At 48.9% G+C, this 19068-nt stretch carries 13 protein-coding genes; 4 read left to right on the top strand and 9 right to left on the bottom strand.

Annotated elements, in window-relative coordinates; translation table 11 throughout:
* Positions 1-10: 10 nt before the first annotated feature.
* Together GON05_RS00355 and GON05_RS00360 are read right to left on the bottom strand one after the other, a co-directional pair.
* Positions 11-778, bottom strand: a complete 768-nt coding sequence (locus tag GON05_RS00355) for a sirohydrochlorin chelatase (protein WP_157317283.1) — start codon at positions 776-778, stop codon at positions 11-13.
* Positions 779-925: 147 nt separating this feature from the next.
* A complete protein-coding gene (locus GON05_RS00360) occupies positions 926-1216 on the bottom strand; it encodes a YerC/YecD family TrpR-related protein (RefSeq protein ID WP_079414635.1) in 291 nt (96 codons plus the stop codon).
* A 235-nt stretch (positions 1217-1451) separates the two neighbouring features.
* Between GON05_RS00360 and GON05_RS00365 the strand changes: the two genes are divergently transcribed.
* On the top strand, positions 1452-2132 hold the full coding sequence (locus tag GON05_RS00365) for an aminotransferase (RefSeq protein WP_157317284.1): 681 nt from the start codon (positions 1452-1454) through the stop codon (positions 2130-2132).
* A 265-nt stretch (positions 2133-2397) separates the two neighbouring features.
* On the opposite strand, the gene GON05_RS00370 is transcribed toward GON05_RS00365, so the two are convergent.
* Both GON05_RS00370 and GON05_RS00375 read right to left on the bottom strand, forming a co-directional pair.
* Positions 2398-8496, bottom strand: coding sequence for an S-layer homology domain-containing protein (locus GON05_RS00370; RefSeq protein WP_157317285.1), 6099 nt, complete (start codon positions 8494-8496; stop codon positions 2398-2400).
* Between the two features lie 30 nt (positions 8497-8526).
* Complete coding sequence (locus GON05_RS00375) at positions 8527-9711, bottom strand: HupE/UreJ family protein (RefSeq protein ID WP_157317286.1); 1185 nt, start codon at positions 9709-9711, stop codon at positions 8527-8529.
* 315 nt (positions 9712-10026) lie between these two features.
* Between GON05_RS00375 and GON05_RS00380 the strand changes: the two genes are divergently transcribed.
* Entirely contained in the window at positions 10027-12177 is a 2151-nt protein-coding gene (locus tag GON05_RS00380; protein ID WP_157317287.1) for a helix-turn-helix domain-containing protein, read from the top strand.
* A 35-nt stretch (positions 12178-12212) separates the two neighbouring features.
* Here the strand turns inward: GON05_RS00380 and GON05_RS00385 are convergent, their stop codons facing one another.
* On the bottom strand, positions 12213-13604 hold the full coding sequence (locus GON05_RS00385; RefSeq protein ID WP_157317288.1) for an ABC transporter substrate-binding protein: 1392 nt from the start codon (positions 13602-13604) through the stop codon (positions 12213-12215).
* A gap of 92 nt (positions 13605-13696) precedes the next feature.
* Positions 13697-14782, bottom strand: a complete 1086-nt coding sequence (locus GON05_RS00390) for a DUF3048 domain-containing protein (RefSeq protein WP_157317289.1) — start codon at positions 14780-14782, stop codon at positions 13697-13699.
* Between the two features lie 232 nt (positions 14783-15014).
* On the opposite strand from GON05_RS00390, the gene GON05_RS00395 reads away from it, so the two are divergent.
* The gene (locus tag GON05_RS00395) at positions 15015-15428 is read left to right on the top strand and encodes a thiol-disulfide oxidoreductase DCC family protein (RefSeq protein WP_157317290.1); all 414 of its coding nucleotides are present in this window, start codon (positions 15015-15017) and stop codon (positions 15426-15428) included.
* A gap of 20 nt (positions 15429-15448) precedes the next feature.
* Here GON05_RS00395 and GON05_RS00400 read toward each other — a convergent pair whose 3' ends face one another.
* The gene (locus GON05_RS00400; RefSeq protein ID WP_157317291.1) at positions 15449-16249 is read right to left on the bottom strand and encodes a DODA-type extradiol aromatic ring-opening family dioxygenase; all 801 of its coding nucleotides are present in this window, start codon (positions 16247-16249) and stop codon (positions 15449-15451) included.
* A gap of 361 nt (positions 16250-16610) precedes the next feature.
* Positions 16611-17369 carry an N-acetylmuramoyl-L-alanine amidase family protein gene (locus GON05_RS00405; RefSeq protein WP_157317292.1) on the bottom strand — a complete coding sequence of 253 codons (759 nt, stop codon included), beginning with the start codon at positions 17367-17369 and terminating at the stop codon, positions 16611-16613.
* 209 nt (positions 17370-17578) lie between these two features.
* Here GON05_RS00405 and GON05_RS39600 point away from each other — a divergent pair, with 209 nt between their 5' ends.
* Entirely contained in the window at positions 17579-17704 is a 126-nt protein-coding gene (locus GON05_RS39600; RefSeq protein WP_258567647.1) for a hypothetical protein, read from the top strand.
* A gap of 62 nt (positions 17705-17766) precedes the next feature.
* Here the strand turns inward: GON05_RS39600 and purD are convergent, their stop codons facing one another.
* Positions 17767-19026, bottom strand: a complete 1260-nt coding sequence (purD, locus tag GON05_RS00410) for a phosphoribosylamine--glycine ligase (protein ID WP_157317293.1) — start codon at positions 19024-19026, stop codon at positions 17767-17769.
* Positions 19027-19068: the final 42 nt, after the last annotated feature.

Here is a 19068-nt window from a genome sequence, read left to right on the forward strand (position 1 = left end):
CATCACCTGTTCACCGTCTCGAATTTGCGGAAGCGATCTGCTTCTCCATCCATTTGGAAATTAGCGGACTTGGCAGCAGCGCCCGTCCATTATATATATATGCAAATCCCTTCAATCGGGAAGGGATTACTTGTCTCGTGAAATAGCCCTCACTCAGAAAAAGCGGCGCCACAATAACAGCATGTCCAGGCTTCTTCACCGCCCACTCTGTCATCTTGGCATGCACTTGATCTGGCAACAGCATGGCAACATCCGCTTCGTCAAAGCCACCCAAAGCTTTCAACCGCTCTGCGAGCTGCTCCAAGCCTTGAAGCCACTTCTGATGAAAGCCTTCTTCTTGACTTCCGTGCCCAATTAGCAGAAGGATTTCCTGCGTTGGCTCTTCGGACAGTTCCTTGATTTTGGCATACATAATCTCTGCTATAACAGGATCGTCATCAATCGGGGATGTAAAATGAATCCGTGCCTTTATTTCAAAAGGCTCCATGTCCGTTTCCAGCAGCGGCTCTTCGATAACGCCTAAAGCGTAGCTGATTTCATCGATATGTGTACTTCCAGAAGACACGAACAGGGGAACGACGATGATATCCGTCACACCTTGTGCCTCTAAGCTGTAAATACCGTCTTGAATCAACCGGCCCTCCACCAGTTCCAGATAGGAGGCATAGATTGGCATTCCTTCCGGCATGTGAACCGCAGATACAGCTTCGTCGACCAGGTCAACCCAGCCTTTATCCCTAGATCCATGGCTTATGACCAGGACACCAACCTTACTCATTATGTTCTCCCCACCCGTTCTATCCATGGCTACAATCCTATGCTAACGAATGTGTTCCCACATGTCAATTGAGCTCTCTATAAACAGGAAAAATCCCGCATTACACTTGGCAATGCAGGATCTTGAATTCTTTTATGATACAAATATTTAACGACCTAAACGATCTAATGTCAATACATAACCGTCATTTCCATAATTCAAGCAGCGCTTAACTCGGGAGATGGTGGCTGTAGATGCGCCCGTTTCCGCTTCGATCTGATTGTATGTGCAGCCTTTGCGAAGCATGCGAGCTACCTCCAGACGCTGGGAAAGCGATTGAATCTCGTTCACGGTGCACAGGTCATCAAAAAAGACGTAGCACTCCTCTATATCCTTAAGGGTCAGTATGGCCTCAAAAAGTTGGTCTATAGCTTTATCATTTAATTTTTTTAATTGCATACGTTATCAACTCCTGGTAGAAATGCATGTTAGCTTATTATAGTAAGCTCCAGAGTATCATTCGACACGCCCGCTTTAAATCCTGCCTTTAGGATTGCGAAACGTTAAAATTTCTATGCGTTAATGAGCTGAATTGTGACAAATATCTAGGACCCGTGACATTCGTCCATACCAACGATAGGCAAGTGACATATCCTGTAGGAGACAAATCTGATAAAAAGGATCGTGAATCCCAGTGACTAACCCTAGACAAATCATTGGTAATGGCGGTAACCGTCCTGAAGTGCATACAAGAAGCCTCACCACTTTACCTCCGCAAATTGGTGATGATCGCGCATTCGGCCAGTATCCAGGCTTAGGCGGCGGCAATCCGTTCTCGGATTTCTCTCAAGGCGGAGGGTTCCCTACTCCTTTCCAAGGAGGCGGCGATTTCTTCGGCGGTAATGCCGGCGGTGGCGGTGGATTTTTTGGCGGCGGTGGTAACACCGGTGGTGGCGGTGGCGGCTTCTTCGGAGGCGGCGGCGGAAATGCCGGTGCCACAGGAGGAGGCGGTGGCGGTGGCGGTAATTTCCTCAGCAACCTCCTTGGGGGTGGCGGTGGTGGCGCTGCAACTGGCGGAAGCTCCAACCCGCTGAGCGGCCTCAACATGAAGCAAATCTCCGGCTTCGTTGAGCGGATGGGTGGCATCGACGGCATCCTCGGCACGATGGGCAAGGTTCAGAAGTTCATGTCCAGCTTTCAGCAAATGGCTCCGATGGTGAAAACGATTTTTGGTGCTCTTGGTAAAGGCAAAGTCGCCTCGGGAGACTCGGTTGAGGTATTCAGACCGAAACGCAAACGCCGTAAGAAATCCGGGTCGGCCCGCAGACGCAAAGGCGGTTCCAAATCCGGAACAGCGAAGCGCAAACGCAGATAATCGGATGATAAGGGAACTCCATTCCCTTATTTAGGGGGAACGTGGAGTTTCACTAGGCGAAGGGGAACTACAGGCTCTTATTTCGTTGCCTTCGCCAAAAAACCTGCCCAGATCAGCTAATTAGCGGATCACAGTCCCCACTCCCCCGCTCATAGAGCAGTTTTGAGCAAAATAGTGCCCTGTAGTTCCCCTCCCTACCCACGAGAGAGACTCTGCGAGCAAAAAAAGGCTCCCCGTCTTATCAGACGAAGGAGCCTTTTCATTTTTACTTTTTCAATACTCTTAGAATAAGGGTAGATGCTTCTGCGCGCGTTGTTAATCCTTGCGGCTTCAGCGTACCGTCCTCATAACCGTTCATGAAGCCTTTGGAGGTTAACGTAGCTACTGCCGCTTGTGCCCACTCAGAAATCGCAGCGTTATCGGTGAAGCTCGTATTCCCTGCCACTTTGTCCAAATGAGCGGCACGAACCATGATTTCCGCCATTTGCTCACGGGTAATGAAATCATCCGGACCAAAGGTTGTATCCGTGTAACCTGTGATAATGCCTTGCGCTGCAGCAGTGGCGATCGCATTCTTCGCCCAATGGTTCGCTGCATCCGCAAACTTATTGCTGCTGCCTTGCTCGTTCAATTTCAGGTATTTCACAACGATTGAAACAAACTCAGCACGCGTGATGCGGTTTTCCGGTTTAAATGTGCCATCTTCATAACCGTTAATGGAACCCGCTTTTACTAGTTCAAGAATGTTAGATTCTGCCCAGTGTCCTTTGATGTCGTTTAAGGTAACGGCCGGCGTAGTAGGATCCACGACAGCTGAACCAACTGCCATAACCGCATACTTCGTAAAGTGATTAACCTCTACACTGATGCGATTGCCATTAACCTTGCCACCCTCTACTTGCACCCACAGCTTGTTCGCTTCGTCAAAATAGAAGACTGCTGCTTTTTGGTCGCCCTTCAAGCTTGCCGGGTCGAATGTAAACGTTAATGTTACCGGCTTATTGAAGTTCTCGGTGAAGTTTTTGAGGATCTCATAGATCGGGCTAGCTAGCACTTCATTATTCTTCAAAAGATCTTTCGTTTCATTCAGCTTCTCGATGGTCAACTTCAGTTCTTTCATAGAAGCGCCCGCCGGAATTGCAACGGTAACCGCATTTTCGAAGCTTACTTCACCCGTGCTGCCTACCGGTAGGGTTAACTTACCATCTGTCGAGGTAACTTTAGTATCAACTGGAGTAGATGGTGAAGTTGAACCTGAGCCAGAGTCTGAATCAGAATCGGAGTCAGATCCCGATGTTGTATCAGCTGCACGTTTTACTGTCAAATTGTACGAGTTCTTCGTTCCATCCTGCGCAGTAACTTCAAAAGTAACTGGATTAGAACCAACCACCAGATTTGAAGCTGTGTAAGTATACACATTACCAGAAACAGAGCCATTCTCAGCACCGGTTACCTTTAATTGTTGGTGCGATTCATCTTTGGTTACATTCAGGTTCAAGCTTGTAACCCCATAAGCGACATCTACATTGTAATCAGACTGTGTAGAAGTGAACGCAGGACTTAGCACGCCTTTATCTGTCGTCATATTGCTCAACAATGCATTGTTGCTCAACCTTGTGACAACGATGGTGTAGATTTTGCTTGTGTTATCTTTTGCCGTAACAACTACGGTGATCGTGTTTTCCCCTACTTGAAGAGGAAGCGCGCTGCTCTCTTGGCCGCTTGCAACTTGCACGCCATTCACTTTCACTGTTGCCGCAGCACCGGCTGCTGTTGGAGTTACCTTCACGCTTTCAACGTTGTTCGCAACCGATTGTGTGTAATTCATTTTTGATGCCACGAACTGCTCGTTGAGAGCTCCAGTGCTCAGACTTAGTCCGCTCAGATCATTCACAGAATCAGACGGATCCGTCGTAGACGTTCCAGTCGTAAACTTCCAAATATCCGACTGTCTCAAACCGCCGTACGCATCCTCTGCGACAGCATACCACTGATATGTCGTATTCTGAGCAAGATTCGGCCACGTTACCGAGGCGTTCTCTCCGCTTTTCACAGTTGCTACGCTTCCGATCGTTTTGTTCGTATACACATTCACACCGATATAATCGGTAGCTACACGTTTGGTTACAGCATCCAGATTCAGATCCAGGCTGAACTCGTCTTTCCCAGGATATTCACTCGGATCGTAGTAGTTGTAATCGTCCAAATGAGGCGAATAAGTTTTCATGTTGATTTTGCCATGAGCCAAATCAAATTGCATTAATCTCATATACCCAAGTCCGCCTTCAGGCGCGCCCTGGTAATCCGCCAACATTTGATACACATTACGATCTGGAATGCCATCGTTGTTATCATCGATCGGATCGACTTTCAACTCAGCGTCGTGATAGTGACCGGATAGAGCGGCAATAACGTTCTTATTCGGCTTAATAACGCGTTCGAACACTTTTTCCGCCATTGGCGCGCGGTTATTGGAAACGAGCATGAATTCATGGAAGTTCAGAATCGCTTTGCGGTTCGGATACTTTTTCAACACTTCGTTGATCCAATCAATCTCTTTGTCTCCATAACCCCAGCCCATGTAAACCATGATAAAATCGTTACCATTCGAGGAAACTAAGTCATAGTGGCCGCGATTGTTATCGTAAGATTCTCCATAGGTTGGTTGGTTTTTGAAACGATCCTCACCAAACCATTTGTCATAATAGCTGTAATCATTGTCTTGGTGGCCTACGTCATGGTTACCTGCAAGCACCCCGTATGGGATTCCTGCCGTCTCCAAAACTTTCATATCTTTGTCAGCTTCAATCCATTGGTACTCTTGATCGGCGTTATCGACGATGTCGCCAGTATGAATGACGTATTTAATTTTGTTGTCTTCTTTGTGATCGGCGATCCATTTCACCATTTTTTGATAGATGTATGGATAGCTCTTGGAATAGTACTGGGTATCGGACATCCACACGAAGGAGAAATCATAGTCGGTATCAGCGGCTTGATTCTGTGTGATAGCAATTTCGTCCTGCACCATCACTTGAATTTTCGCGTTATTAGCATAATCACCGGCTTGAACATTCGCTTTGAGTTCAAAGTCTTCGCTACCCGCGATAACGGTCTTCAAAGCGACCCACTCCAGCTTACTTGGGCTCCAAGCATACAAGGAAACTTTACGCCCTTCCAAGGACTTCCCTTTCCAGTCAATGACAACTTCATCCGTGCTTTGAATCGCAGGATCCAATGCAACCTCAAAACGTTGATAAGGGAACTTCTCAACAGCATCATCGGTAAGATAATTGCCGTCTACGCTGCTAATTTTACTGTAATCTTCAGGCGTCATAGCCGCTTCACTTGCAGGCTTCTCCTGCTTCGGAGGCTCTGTATCCGCAGCGCCTCGATAGCCAGTGAACGTTCCCTGTGTGCTTGCATCGTATTTGAAGCCTTGATTGAACGTAACTTTCAAGTCGTCGTTCATTGGATCGCTTACTTTCACGCTTAGGGAAGCGTTCGGATCCACATTGCTCGCACCTTGACTCGGAGAGATCAATACCGGCATATCCGGTGCCTCGTTAGGCACTTCGAAATGAACGGTGACTTCCTTCACATTCCCCACTTTATCCGTAGCCTTGACGTTGAAAACATGCGCTCCACCCGGCAGTTGTGCGGATGAAGTAGCCATCGGCAGCGTAATCGGCTGCTCGTCCAGCGTGGCCTCAACCTTGTCTACACCAGCCAATGCATCCGTTACATTCGCATCGATCGTGAAGCTTCCGCGGTACATTTTTCCTTCCTCAATGGAAGGCTGCACAACAGGAGCTGTGTTATCTACCTGAACGTTGGAAGTAATCGTACCATATGTGGTACTGCTTACTGTAACCTGATGATTACCATCATTCGTTAACGTCGTGTTCCAATCATAAGCTTTGGAAGCCAATTGCGTTGACGGAATGACGAAGTTGAAATCGATCACTGGCGACAGACCGGAGGAATCCCCGATTTTGATCACCTTATTAGGATCGCTATATTTCGCATCATACACAACCGTACCGTCTGCAAACACAAGACGAACGTTCTTTACTTCAAAATTATCTTTATTCTCTTCAGGACGATCGTCAAACGGTGAAGCCTTGGAACCAGCACGAATCTGGAACGCATTGCTGCCTTCTTTGAGACGCTCGGCTTTTAATGGAATGGATAAGGTTTTGTAGCTATTAATAGGATCTTGGAAAATCGAGAGAATTTCCTGCCCTTGAGTAATCCCGTTTTTGAAATAGTAGTTCACGCCCATGACTTCAAATGCGAAGAAAGCATCATGCTCTACGGCATGATAAGTCGACTGTGTCAGCTCGTTGCCGTCGATCGCCAGTTTCAGGCTATCCGGACTAACACCCTCGCCTGTTCCTTTCAACGCTTTCGTTTGCGAAACGACGTCACCGTCTTTCACATTCAAGCGCAGGCTGGAATGGTCTGATCCACCTTGAATTTGAACACGCTTCGTCTGAGTAACCGTTTCATTCGTTCCGTCGGACGCTGTGAAGTAATAATCCAGGTAAGAGTTTCCGATAAGCTCAGGCGAATAAACCATATAGTGGTACAACGTATCCGCGAAGCTTTCTTTCAAGTATCTCTTATTGTACTGGGACTGCTTTTCTGTTTTATAGTAGAGAGCTACGGTTTTGAGCGATGTTTCGTCTTTAGCCTCTCCGATAATTTCTAGATCTAAGGCTTGATCGAGCGTGCTCTCTTTCGTCAAATCATTAAGCGTAGGCTTAAGAGTATCCGGCGTAACCTTCACCGTCTGTGGTGGCACTTGAACCTGATCTACGGATCCCGGCGTTGCTGCTGCAACGGTCGAGCTGTATTTGATCATCGTTTTGCCGCCATCCGTTGGATATTTATACAAAATCCCTTTATTGGCCTTTGAATCGCCGTTGATGTAATAAGCTGTAGAAAGCTCAACACCCGTATTCGTAGCAATCACAAGACCACGGTTGGAGGCGTTCGCCATCCCATCACTGTGCACGCGCACAAGGTTAGTGCCTTCTACCAGGTTCGTTCCGTAGTTGGCATTGAAGTCAGCTGCTGTCGAGTTCCCATTCTGGTTGTTGATGATCCAGAAGACGAGCGTCCCTTTTGAAGGAATGATCATATCTTCTTTATCCGCAGGCCATGGAACGTCCGCATCCGGACCCGAATCCGTGTAACGGTAGACGACTTTATAGTCTTTGAAGTTAACGGGTTGATCCGTATTGTTATAAACTTCAATGAACTCATAACCGTCCGCTGAGCCCACATTCGTGGAATCCGGTACAACTTCGGTCACCATAAGTGGTGGAACTTTCGAATAGTCGGATTGATCAAGCGTAACATTTACGTTATAAACGTTCGATCTCACCGTGCTGAAGCCGTCATTTGCTTGAATATAGTAATTCAATTGACTTTCAGTTAGCTTGTCCTTCGTAATAACAGCTTGATATTGATTGCTGCCCGTCACTGTCATAGGTACGGATTCATAGCTCGTTTGCGACGCCAACTGATAATAAACGGAAGCAGATACCGTTTCATTCTGCTCTGTGTTAGCAATCTGAGCTTGCAAGATCAAGTCGTTCTTCTGATCAGCTTGGGCAACCGGCGTGTGGCCGATGACAGGTGGATCAGAGAAGTACAGCGGAACAGGCGGAACCTGAGTAGGGTCGATAGTCCCTGGGGTGGCAGCGGCTGCAGTCGTGTCAGCGCCCGAGCCATACATCACCATGTTCTTCGTTCCATCCGCCGGGAAGCGATAGAAGATCCCTTTTTCCGGTTTCGTTTGTTCATCGTTTTGGTAGCTGGCAACCGAGATATCCGTGCCGTCTTTTTCTTGAATGACCAAATCTCTTGGACTGCTGTTGTGCATACCGCCGCCGCCGTCAACACGGAAAAGGTTCACATTTTCTTGTAGATTCGTATGGAAGTTCTGATTAAAATCCGATGCTTGCAGATTTAAATTAATCCCTTTATCCGTATTCATCACCCACAGGACGATGGAGGATTGCGCAGGTATCTTCATGCTCCCATTGGGATTCCCATTCTGATAAGATCCCCAAACGGTGCTTGTTCCGGGATATCGGTACACCAAATTGTAATCTTTAAAATCGAGCGTTTTATTCGTATTGTTATAAACTTCAATAAATTCATAAGCGTCTGAACTGCTGATATTCGCTGTATCCGGAACAAGCTCCGTAATCATCAGCTTAGGCAATTTCGAATAATCGACCTCGCTGATTTGCGTCTCATCCGCCTGTGCCGCCATAGGCATCAGCATGCTGAACATCATCCCAGCTACGGTCGCGCTGGATATCCATCGTTTGAAACTCTTTTTAACCAACTTGATAACGTCCCCTCATCATAAAAAGTTTTATTGACTAATAATGCGCTCAATCAACCAGTAAAGCCCGAACACGCCAATGATCCCCGAAGCGTATTGATTCCATTTAATTTGCAATGGCAAACGTCTTATCCACAGAAGCACTGGAATCACAATCGCTACAACGACAAGCTGTCCAATTTCAACCCCCAGGTTGAATGAAAATAAAGGAAGGGCCATATGTCCAGACAACGTTCCTCGCAGCACCTCGGCAAAACCAAACCCGTGCACAAGGCCAAACAACAACGTAACGATTACGCGCGCACTCTCTTTTCGCTTCCATATGTTCTCTACCGCAATATACAGAATGCTAAGGGCAATTAAGGGTTCAACGATTTTAGGTGAGAGATAAGCGACCTCTAGAGAAGATAGGACTAGCGTAATGCAGTGACCTATTGTAAAGGCGGTAATCAGTCGCACTATTTTCCAGACCCTTTGCTCAGCGGCTAACAGGAGTCCAAGCACGAACAACATGTGATCCAGTCCCGACCAGATATGCTCCATCCCCATGAGGACGTATGTTTTGAGTGTACTTAGCCAAGAAGTCGCCTCCATATTAACTGCAGGTTTTGCATCAAGGGCTGTAGGTGGTGCCGCTGCTGACGGATTCCCTGCTGCTGCGCCCGGCCCCTGAATCTGGACAATATAGTTCTGGCTGCCAAGTACTTGCTGGATGGTTTGGCCACCGACCTGAATCGTCGCATAGTTACTATGGTTGACATCGACTCCGCTGTACCAGAAGAAATTGTACTGCATCAAATATTGCTTCACAGTGGCAGCGAATTTATATCGAATATCGATACCGATCATATCCATGCTGGCTCGTTTCTCATGTTTGACACCGGTAATAACGGCGTTTCCTATTTTTCCGTCTCCCGTTACAATCAGACCGTCGTCTACAAGCTTCGTTAAAGTTTCCATAGAACTCGTCAGCTGTTTATCGCTGATCTTGTCGCCGCCGTCCGGCTTGTCCGGGAATATATGAACAAAGTCGCTCTCCAGGATCGACAGGTGATATTGGATCGTGTCCGCACCCACCTTGATATCGGAATACCCGGTCGAGGAGAAATGGGCTCCCGCTGAACCAGCTAAGGTCATGCCTATGATTACCGTCAATGTAATAGCAAAAAAGCTCTTATAGATGTTGGTCACGGTTCTACCACGCATGTGTTTCATTTCGTTCCTATCCCCTCATTCATCTTCATCAACTGATCTTGCTCATTCGAACCTTAAACCGCCTCTCCTTCCCATGAGCCTCGCTTGTTACTTGCCCATCATATCCGTGGAGCCGCTGCCTTGCCTATACACATGATTTTCGATCTTTGTCGATTGTTTCGATTGGTTTTTTAAGCTTTTATGAACGCCCCATCCGTAAAAAATGCAAAGTTTCCAAAAAAAATCCCATACCCTTACCGGGGATAATCGTCTACAATTAAGTGAATATAACTCGCCGGAAGTCATCAGCGTAACGATTAAAGGGGCCAGCGATTTATGACTATTTTCTCCATCAATAAATCATTGTTTCGACATGTTTTAACCAGCTTCATCATCCTGATTCTGATCTTCTCCTCTTTCAGCCTGCTCATCTATTGGATGCTAAAAAGCCACCTTCGCAGCGAAATGATCGAACAGAATCACCTCACTTTGCAGAAAGTGGCGGAGCGTTATCAGTTTCAATTGGATAAAATCAGAGAAGCCCTTTTCAAACAATACACAGATAAAGATGTCATTACCCTTAATAATCAAGTGATTCTTAAGAAAGATGCCGAGACGCTAACCACTCGTCCCATTGTCCTGGATATCCAAAGTATCGTGGGTGTTTCAGAGCTTTATCTGGATAATATGATCCTTCTGTTTCGTTCAGCGAATCTTGCCGTTAATAAATTTGGTCCGGGAACAAATGAAGAATTGTTTACAGGACTGTATGCCAGCAAGCTGTACCCTGTTTCTTATTGGCAGTCACAGTTTCAGCGTTCGGAGAATTTCGTGCTTCATCCGGCTGCTGACTTTGGCGCTACGCAAGCTGATCCAACATTCAAAACCATGATTCCTTATTCCATCAAGCCTTCACTGGCCGATAATATGTTGATCGCCATGATTGACGCAGACCGTTTGCGGGACGCGATGCTCAAGGAGAATCCCAATCTGGATTTAACCATCGTAGGACCGGGACAAGAGCTCATCTATCAGACCAATCGTAGTGGAACCAAGCTGCCTGAGTCGTTATTGTCTTCCCCACCCACTGAACAACCGTATCTACTGGAAAAAGGGATTTATTATGTCGATTATCAAAATGAAGACAACCTGCATTTCATCATGCGGGTTACCAATCCAGATTTCGCAGGCAAAATCTTTCGTTTGGATAATTTGATGATCATCCTGCTGGGTATTTCGATCTTCATTGCTTTCGTGGTCTCGATTTTTTTCAGCAAAAGGATTAACAATCCTGTACGTCAGCTGCTGAAGGAAAAAGGGCAAATTCAACAAGAACTGAAGGAGCAGCAGTCCGAGCTGACCAACTATCACTTCATCAATAAGTTGAAAAATATTAATCTGGAATCAGGCGAATGGCCGCATATTCAAGGTACCGAAGAGACTTACACCATCGTTCTATACGAGCTTCGCTATCGAGCGGCTGCTTTTGTAGATGTCCCAATGAGCAAGGAACAAATTTCACAGTCGATCGGTGCGCAGCTCAAACAGTTTGCGGATGAAACCATTCCTGGATCCCATACTTTTCAAATTGAGCATCATCAATTTCTATCTGTTTTTCCGGGTAATGAAAGAGAACGCATCATCGCCATGCTAGAGCAGCTGAAGCAGGTTCTGGATCAAGATAAGCGCTACTGTTTAGTAACGGCGGCCGTAAGTTCTGCTTTCGAACATTCGATCCAGTTTGGCTATGCCTACCGCCAAGTCAATGAAATGGCCATGCAAGCCAGGCTGCTGAACGAAACGCAAACGATCACCGAGTTCCGCTCGGACCGCTCTACGTATGTCTTAACACTTTCGCAGGAGCAAGAATTAACCGCCGTTCTAAAGGCTGGCAAAGAGCAGGAAACACTGGATCTATTCCTCCCGTGGTTACAAGAACTTGATCACAAAGAAGCGTCAGTTGATGTGTTTAGGCACATGACACTTGCTGTGACGGACAAGGCCAAGATGGTGTTGGAGCATTACAAAGTCCAAGGGGAAGCCTTATGGCAGCTTAAACCCCTTCTGCTTCAGCTGGACGAGTGCTGCACACTCGCGGAATATGAAATCACGTTCCATGCTTATTTCCGTGCCGTTACTCAGATTATACGTGAGAAAAAAGAAGCCAATGATCCCATCGTTGACCGTGTTCTGCGCGTGATTCATGAGCAATTCGCAGAGGATCTCTCGCTCGATGTCCTAGCCGATCAGCTGAATTTAAGCACCTCCTACCTCTCGACGTATATCAAGGAGAAGACGGGCGCCAACTTCATGGAACATCTGCATGATCGAAGAGTAAGCAATGCGAAGGAATTACTGCACTCGACCGATTTGAATATCCAAGAAATCAGTATTCAAGTGGGGTATCGCAACATCTCCTCGTTTAACCGGATGTTCAAAAACCGCACAGGCTCCTCCCCAGGCGAATACCGCAAAACAAAGCTATAAAAAAAAGCATCCCGAATCGGGGTGCTTTTTTAGGTTTATTGTAATGCCTGATTATACGCTGCTATTTTGGCGTTAATTTCGGCTGCTGCCGCATCAAGTGCGGCCTGCGGCGACTGCTGTCCGCTAAGTGCCTGATTGACGGCTTCCTCCGTAAGCTTCCTTGCGTCAGGATATACGCCAAGAATGCCGCCTAGCGTCGCTTTATTTAATTTTGAAGCATGATGTTGTTCGATCGCTGTCTTGAACTGCGGATATTTCTTCATGTTTTCCTGCACGATTGGCAGCTCATAGGTTTTCTTCGTGATTGGAAAATAGCCCGTGTTTACGTGAAAAATGGCTTGTTGTTCAGGCTCTGACAAAAACTTCATGAACGTCCATGCAGCCTGCTGTTCCTCCTCGGACTTAATGTTCAGAATCCAGTTGCTGCCGCCTCCAACTCCTACGCCGCCACTCGCCGTCTCAGCTGGTTTCGGAAAGAAGCCTGTCCCCACTTCGAATTTGCCTTCAACCGAGTCCAGGATATCACGCAATGCGGCCGTTGTATCGAAAATCATCGCAACCTTGCCTTCGGCGAACGCTTTCTTCGAGGTATCGCCCTTACCAGCCGAGTAGGTCGCTACATTGTTGTCCACAAGCTCCTTCCACCAAGCAAGCGCCTTAACGCCCTCTGCCCCGTTCAACTGCCATGCGGTAGCTAAGCCATCGCGACCATTCCCGTTATTTACCCACTCTGCGCCTTGGTTGGCGACAAACTGCTCCATATACCAGCTATGTGTGCCAAAATAAGCGCCCGTTACGCCGCCTTTTGTCAGCTTAGTTGCTGCTTTCTTAACGTCTTCATACAACACGGGCGGTTGATCAGGATTCAGTCCTGCTGCCGTGAACAAATCTTTGTTGTAGTATAAGATCGGATTGGATGCGTTAAAAGGCATCGAAAACAGCGTATTATCCACTGTGTAATAATTAATAATAGCTTCATCCATCTGAGATGTGTCGTACTTCTCCCGATCGATAAACGTCTGAATCGGTGTAATGGCTTTCGAATCAATCATAAACCGGGTGCCAATGTCATACACCTGTGCCATGGTAGGTGCAATTGTTGTACCGATGGACGCTTTCAACTTCGTCAGGCTATCATAATAAGAGCCCTGATAGACGGCTTCCACCTTCATATCTTTATGCGATGCATTGAACGCAGAGACGAGCTTGTCCACTACTTTGCCGTTCTCGCCGCTCATCGCGTGCCACCAGACGATTTTCGTAACCCCAACGGTCGACTCCGAGACGGCTTCTGCAGCTCCAGCTTTGCCTCCTCTGACTCCGCTTTGGTTCCCCCAGATTGTATAGCTAATTCCAAAAATGCCAAACAGCAGCAAAATAAACATCGTATAAATGGGTACTGAAACTTTACGTTGAAATTTATTCATGATATTCCCCCCCATGACTTTTAATCATAGGGGATCAATGTATGAGCATGATTATTGGCATGTTAAGAGAGTGTTAAATCTGCATGCTGCGTCTACTCCATCTTAAGTGCGGTTCCCTCGGGCACGATTTGCACCCACGTATTGCCAGGCAGCAGCGGCACTTCTTTGCCGTCTTCCGCGTAGGCGCGCAGCATGCCGTTTTTGCGTTCCCATGTAATCTGCTGGGATTTGCCTTCTTGCAGGATGACGCCTTTGTTAGGGCCGAACACGTCGACCTCGCGGCGCCCTTCTTTGTCTACGATTTTGTGCTTGCTCTCCAGCACGAGCAGATTTTTGGCTTGCAGCTGCTTGCCGGTCTCCTTGTCGAGATGCGGCTTGCCCTCCATGCTGCGCATATACAAGCCTTCCGTAGGATTGTATTCATAGGAAACGAAATATCCTTGGAGATAAGGAATAAGAATATAATGCGCGGCAGCGCCGGTAAGTTTACTTTGACCATCATCCTTGGCAAAAGTAAGCAGCGGTCCATTCCACTCCGAGCGGAATTTGCGTGCTTCGGCGCCCTTCTTCATTTTATCCACAGAGGTATAGAGATTGTGCGGAGGTTTGCGGTCCGTCGAGCGCCAATAGTAAGCGCCATCGCCGTAGACCTCATCAAGATGAGCCAGCTTGCGGCCCGCCATCATATCCATCGCTTCCTGGCTCCAACCGGCATGAACGATAACGGCATCGAGCGCATCGCCGATCTCTACAAAATAAGGCCGGATGCTGCGCACTGGACCGATCGTTGTGGCCTCGTGGCTTTGGAACACGGAGACAAATCTAGTAATCTCCCCTTCTGCGAGAATTTCGTAGACGATGTCAGCTTGATCAAGGCCAGTTTGCGGCCTGGCTTGTGGAGCATTTTCAACCATGACCATGAAAGGACGGCTTTTCACTTCTTTAGCCGAAGGAAGACCAGTCAGCGGGAATTTGTAGGGCAGCTCCGATTCTACGGCTGTAGTTGCGGGCTTCGTGGCTGGCGTTGAAGCTGATGGCGTTGCTGCTGCAGTATCCGGCGTCGTTGTTGGCAGGGAAACCGGCGTATCGCTGCAGCCGACAAGGGTTATGACCGAGCAGCCGAGGACGAGCCAGGCGCTGAGCGTTCTTTTGCGGCGGGATAGGGACAATGATTTCATCAATAGGCACCTCTTCTCTTCATCTATTGTTCTATGAAAATGTATATGCTAGGCAAGAGAGAAATAGAAGACTTTTTGGGTGGGGGCGTTCCCCCTTCTTACTTTACATGATGGAGGATTTCAACGTAATTAGATATAGTAGAGGGAGAACGATGTGGTGACAGTAAGATGCGGACGAACATCATGTAAAAAGTATAGTAAATTTCGATGCACACCCAAGGAGGCGTTGCCCATGACCAAGCCAACTGATGACAAGGCCGTCATTCTATTCGACGGCGTCTGCAATTTGTGCAGCGGAGCTGTGCAGTTCATCCTGCGGAACGACCCGAAGGGCCATTTCCGCTTCGCGTCCTTGCAGTCGGCTGCCGGGCAAAAGCTGCTCGAACAGCATCGGCTGCCCACGGACAATATCAGCACGATTGTGCTGATTGAGAACGGGCGCGCCTACACCCGCTCGACGGCGGCGCTGCGCATTGCCCGGCGGCTGCGCGGCGCTTATCCGCTGGCGTATGCGGCCATCATTATTCCGCCTCCGCTGCGGAATCTAGTCTATGCCTACATCGCGAGCAATCGCTATCGCTGGTTCGGCAAGGCTGAGCATTGCATGCTGCCGAAGCCTGAGTTCAAGCAGCGCTTCCTTGAATAGCGCTGCAGCACAGCACGCGCTTAATCCAGGAAGCGCTCCGGCTTTTTCAAGCCGCCGAACATCCAGCAGCATAGGCTGAGCGTGCCCATTTGGAAGCTGTGATGCAGCAGCTTCGCCCGGCGTCCACCGTCTGCCACACCTAGTGCCAGCAGCAAAGGCGCAAAATGCTGAGGCGTCGGCACCGCCGCAGCTGTATGGGGCGCTCTTTCGTCGTACCTCACGAGCGCCTCAAGATTCCACGTTTCGAGCTGCTCCGCCAGCCACTCATCGAATTCCACCGCCCACAGCTGGGGCACCGGATTATTGCGGTCTAACCGCTCCAAATTGTGCACGGTGCCGCCGCTTCCGAGGATGAGAACTTCCTCCTCCCGCAAAGAGCCGAGCGCCGCACCGATGCGGTAATGCTCTTCCGGCGTCAGTCTCGGATTCACCGAGAGCGCCACTACGGGAATCTGCGCATCTGGGTACATCAGGTACAGGGGCGCCCATACCCCATGATCCAACCCTCGCTCATCATCCAACTCACAGCGGATGCCTTCCTCTTGAAGCAGCTGCTGAACATGCAAGCTCAGCGTCAAATCGCCCCTAGCTGGGTATTTAATGCTATAAACCTTATCTGATGCTCCCGAAACATCATACATCGTCTCCGGATGAATCGCTGAGCTAATCGCCTGCACAGGACTCTCCCAATACGCGCTGAATACAACAATCGCTTTGGGCCGCGGAATGCTCTTCGCCAGTTTATGTAAAAACTCGGTGTAAGCATGCTGCTCAATAGCCAAGTTCGGTGTTCCATGTGCGATAAAAAAGGCTGGCAGCATGACGAATCACCCTTTCTTCCGGATTGGAAACATTTTACCAATATTCTACAGTATTCTCCAGTGTTACGAAATAAAACCCGCGGATTGTCATCCGTAAGATCTGTTTTGTTGAGTGCCCGTTGGATGAAATCCAATGAAGGGGCACATTTAAGGCTTTCCTCTTACATTACATTGGACAAATTCCAATGGGGTCTAGAAAAATCGGCTTTTAGAGCCGAAAAAAGACCACCCCGTTGGATTTCGTCCAATGAAATAGGGATTTAAGCAGCTAAATCCGTCTTTCTGTTGGATTTTGTCCAACGGGATGGCTGGGAGGCCTGGTACAGGTGGGTTCGGAGGCTGTAGCCTGCGTGCCGATGGGCTAGCTACCAGCATTCAAAAACCGTTCAATCCCGTCAGCAATCCCAGTGGCAAGTTTTTGTTGGTACTCCGCTTCCGACAGCCGCTCATCTTCTTCAGGGTTAGTCATGAAACCGAGCTCAACCAACACAACTGGAACCTTGGACCAGTTAAAACCGGACAGGTCGCTGCGCGCCGACAGCCCTCTGCCGGCTGTCCCTGTCGCCGCCTTTAAGTGCTCAGCAATGAAACCGGCAGCTTGCCGGCTTTCTGCTGCAATGGGCTTCAGCGCTGCCGAAGCAGCTGATGGATACAAAACCGAAAATCCGATCGTTTTCGGCGAGCTATCCCCATCGGCATGGATGCGCACGGCCAGCGTTGCGCCGGCCTCATTCGCCATCTCCGCGCGCTGCTTGTTGGAGATATTGACCTCGTGCGACTCGCGGGTCATCGCCACTTCGATGCCGCGCTTTACCAGCTCGGCCTTAACCAACTGCGAAACCTCCAGGTTCAGCACATACTCAGGTTTCTTCGTACGAACGCCGACGGTACCGGAGCTGACCTTAGGTTTCATTTCTCGCGTATTCGGGCCTACGGCCTCGGGCTCGTTGTTGCCATGACGCTGATGCCCCGGGTCCAGCATAACCAGCTTGCGCACCACAGGCGGCGTTGCTACAGAAGCTGACTGTGCTATTGTTTCCGCGGTTTCCACTGTTTCCGCAGCTTCCGCCGTACGCTCAGCAGGCATCGGCACCAACTCCTTCCCCTGTACCACTGACACCGGTGCAGACTCTTGAATCGCCGTCATCTCAGGCGCCTGCTGCACGCCGCCACAACCAACCACCAAGACCAACATACCCATAGCGACCAACGGCATCGCCCTTTTTCCCACCATCATCACACCGTTCTCTCCTATCTATTATCTAACCATGCATGAAACGCAGAGCGGCAGCCAAAACTAGTCGAAAGGCATCCCAAGGAGGCAATCGCATGAACACCCTCTGGAACTTTATCGTAGATCACTGGATATCGCTCGCGCTCATCGTCGGCGTGCTCCTCGCCATCTGGTACGAATACAAAAACAAAGACAAATATATCCGCGGCGGCAAGGATTAGTACCCATAAAAAACAAAAACACAGCCCTTTCCCGCAAGAAAGACACTGTGTTTTTCATTGTTCTATTTCAAAGCTTTCATCGCAATATCCGTCCGGTAGTGCTTCCCGTCAAAATGGATCCGGTCCGCATCCGCGTAAGCTTTCTGACGAGCTTCAACAATGTCTTTGCCGATGCCCGTGATGCCCAGAACGCGTCCGCCGTTCGTCACGATTTGACCGTTCTCCAACGTCGTTCCTGCGTGGAACACCAAGGAGTCCTGCACGTTCTCCAGCCCTGTAATCGGCAATCCTTTCGGATATGGCCCTGGGTAACCGCCGGAAGCCACGATCACACAAACCGCTGCATCCTCGCTCCACTCGATTGGCTGCTCAGCCAACGTTCCGTTCTTGATGGCAAGGAAAATATCCAGCAGATCTGTTTTGAGTCGAGGTAAAATGACCTGCGTCTCCGGATCGCCAAAACGCGCGTTGAACTCAATTGTTTTCACACCGTTCGGAGTCAAAATCAACCCCGCATAGAGCACGCCTTTGAAAGGTCGGCCCTCTTTCACCATCGCGTCAGCCGTCGGCTGGACGATGTTCACAAGTGCTTCCTGCACGATGGACTCCGGGATATGCGGCAGCGGTGAGTAAGTGCCCATTCCGCCCGTATTCGGCCCTTTATCGTTATCGAAGACCGGCTTATGATCCTGCGAAGGCACCATCAGACGAACCGTAGAGCCATCCACGAAAGCAAGCAGCGACATCTCTTGCCCCGTCAAGAACTCCTCAATCACGACGCTTGCGCCGGATTTACCGAATACTTGATCCACCATAATATCGCGAAGCGCTGCCTCCGCTTCTTCCATCGTTTGCGCAACAGTCACGCCTTTACCAGCAGCTAATCCATCAGCCTTGATAACGATTGGCGCTTTTTGCGAGCGCAAGTAGGCCAGTGCCGGTTCGTACGCGTCAAAAGTTTCATAAGCCGCCGTAGGAATGTTGTATTTTTTCAGGAGCTCCTTCATAAATACTTTGCTTCCTTCGATAATCGCTGCATTCGCGCGAGGTCCGAAAGCCTCGATCCCTTTGGACTCCAAGTGGTCAACAAGGCCGGCAGCGAGCGGATCGTCAGGAGCTACCATAACCAGATCAATCGCTTGCTCTTTCGCAAATGTGCTGATCTCTTCGAATTGCAGTTCCGTAATCGGCACGCACTCCGCCAATCCGGCAATGCCGCCATTCCCCGGTGCGCAGAAAAGCTTGCTGATTTTCGGGCTTTTGCTCAGCGCCCATACAATGGCATGCTCGCGCCCGCCTCGTCCAATTACTAATACACGCATCTATGTCACCAGTCCCTTTCATGGGGAATGCCCACGGTCCGC

It is taken from the genome of Paenibacillus anseongensis (assembly GCF_009757995.1).
GTDB classification, from domain to species: domain Bacteria; phylum Bacillota; class Bacilli; order Paenibacillales; family NBRC-103111; genus Paenibacillus_E; species Paenibacillus_E chondroitinus.

What these genes read in the sequence shown, in the direction of transcription:
- GON05_RS00355 (WP_157317283.1), bottom strand. Translation starts at nt 778, where the DNA reads ATGAGTAAGGTTGGTGTCCTGGTCATAAGCCATGGATCTAGGGATAAA.
- GON05_RS00360 (WP_079414635.1), bottom strand. Translation starts at nt 1,216, where the DNA reads ATGCAATTAAAAAAATTAAATGATAAAGCTATAGACCAACTTTTTGAG.
- GON05_RS00375 (WP_157317286.1), bottom strand. Translation starts at nt 9,711, where the DNA reads ATGAAACACATGCGTGGTAGAACCGTGACCAACATCTATAAGAGCTTT.
- GON05_RS00380 (WP_157317287.1), top strand. Translation starts at nt 10,027, where the DNA reads ATGACTATTTTCTCCATCAATAAATCATTGTTTCGACATGTTTTAACC.
- GON05_RS00385 (WP_157317288.1), bottom strand. Translation starts at nt 13,604, where the DNA reads ATGAATAAATTTCAACGTAAAGTTTCAGTACCCATTTATACGATGTTT.
- GON05_RS00390 (WP_157317289.1), bottom strand. Translation starts at nt 14,782, where the DNA reads ATGAAATCATTGTCCCTATCCCGCCGCAAAAGAACGCTCAGCGCCTGG.
- GON05_RS00395 (WP_157317290.1), top strand. Translation starts at nt 15,015, where the DNA reads ATGACCAAGCCAACTGATGACAAGGCCGTCATTCTATTCGACGGCGTC.
- GON05_RS00400 (WP_157317291.1), bottom strand. Translation starts at nt 16,249, where the DNA reads ATGCTGCCAGCCTTTTTTATCGCACATGGAACACCGAACTTGGCTATT.
- GON05_RS39600 (WP_258567647.1), top strand. Translation starts at nt 17,579, where the DNA reads ATGAACACCCTCTGGAACTTTATCGTAGATCACTGGATATCGCTCGCG.
- purD (WP_157317293.1), bottom strand. Translation starts at nt 19,026, where the DNA reads ATGCGTGTATTAGTAATTGGACGAGGCGGGCGCGAGCATGCCATTGTA.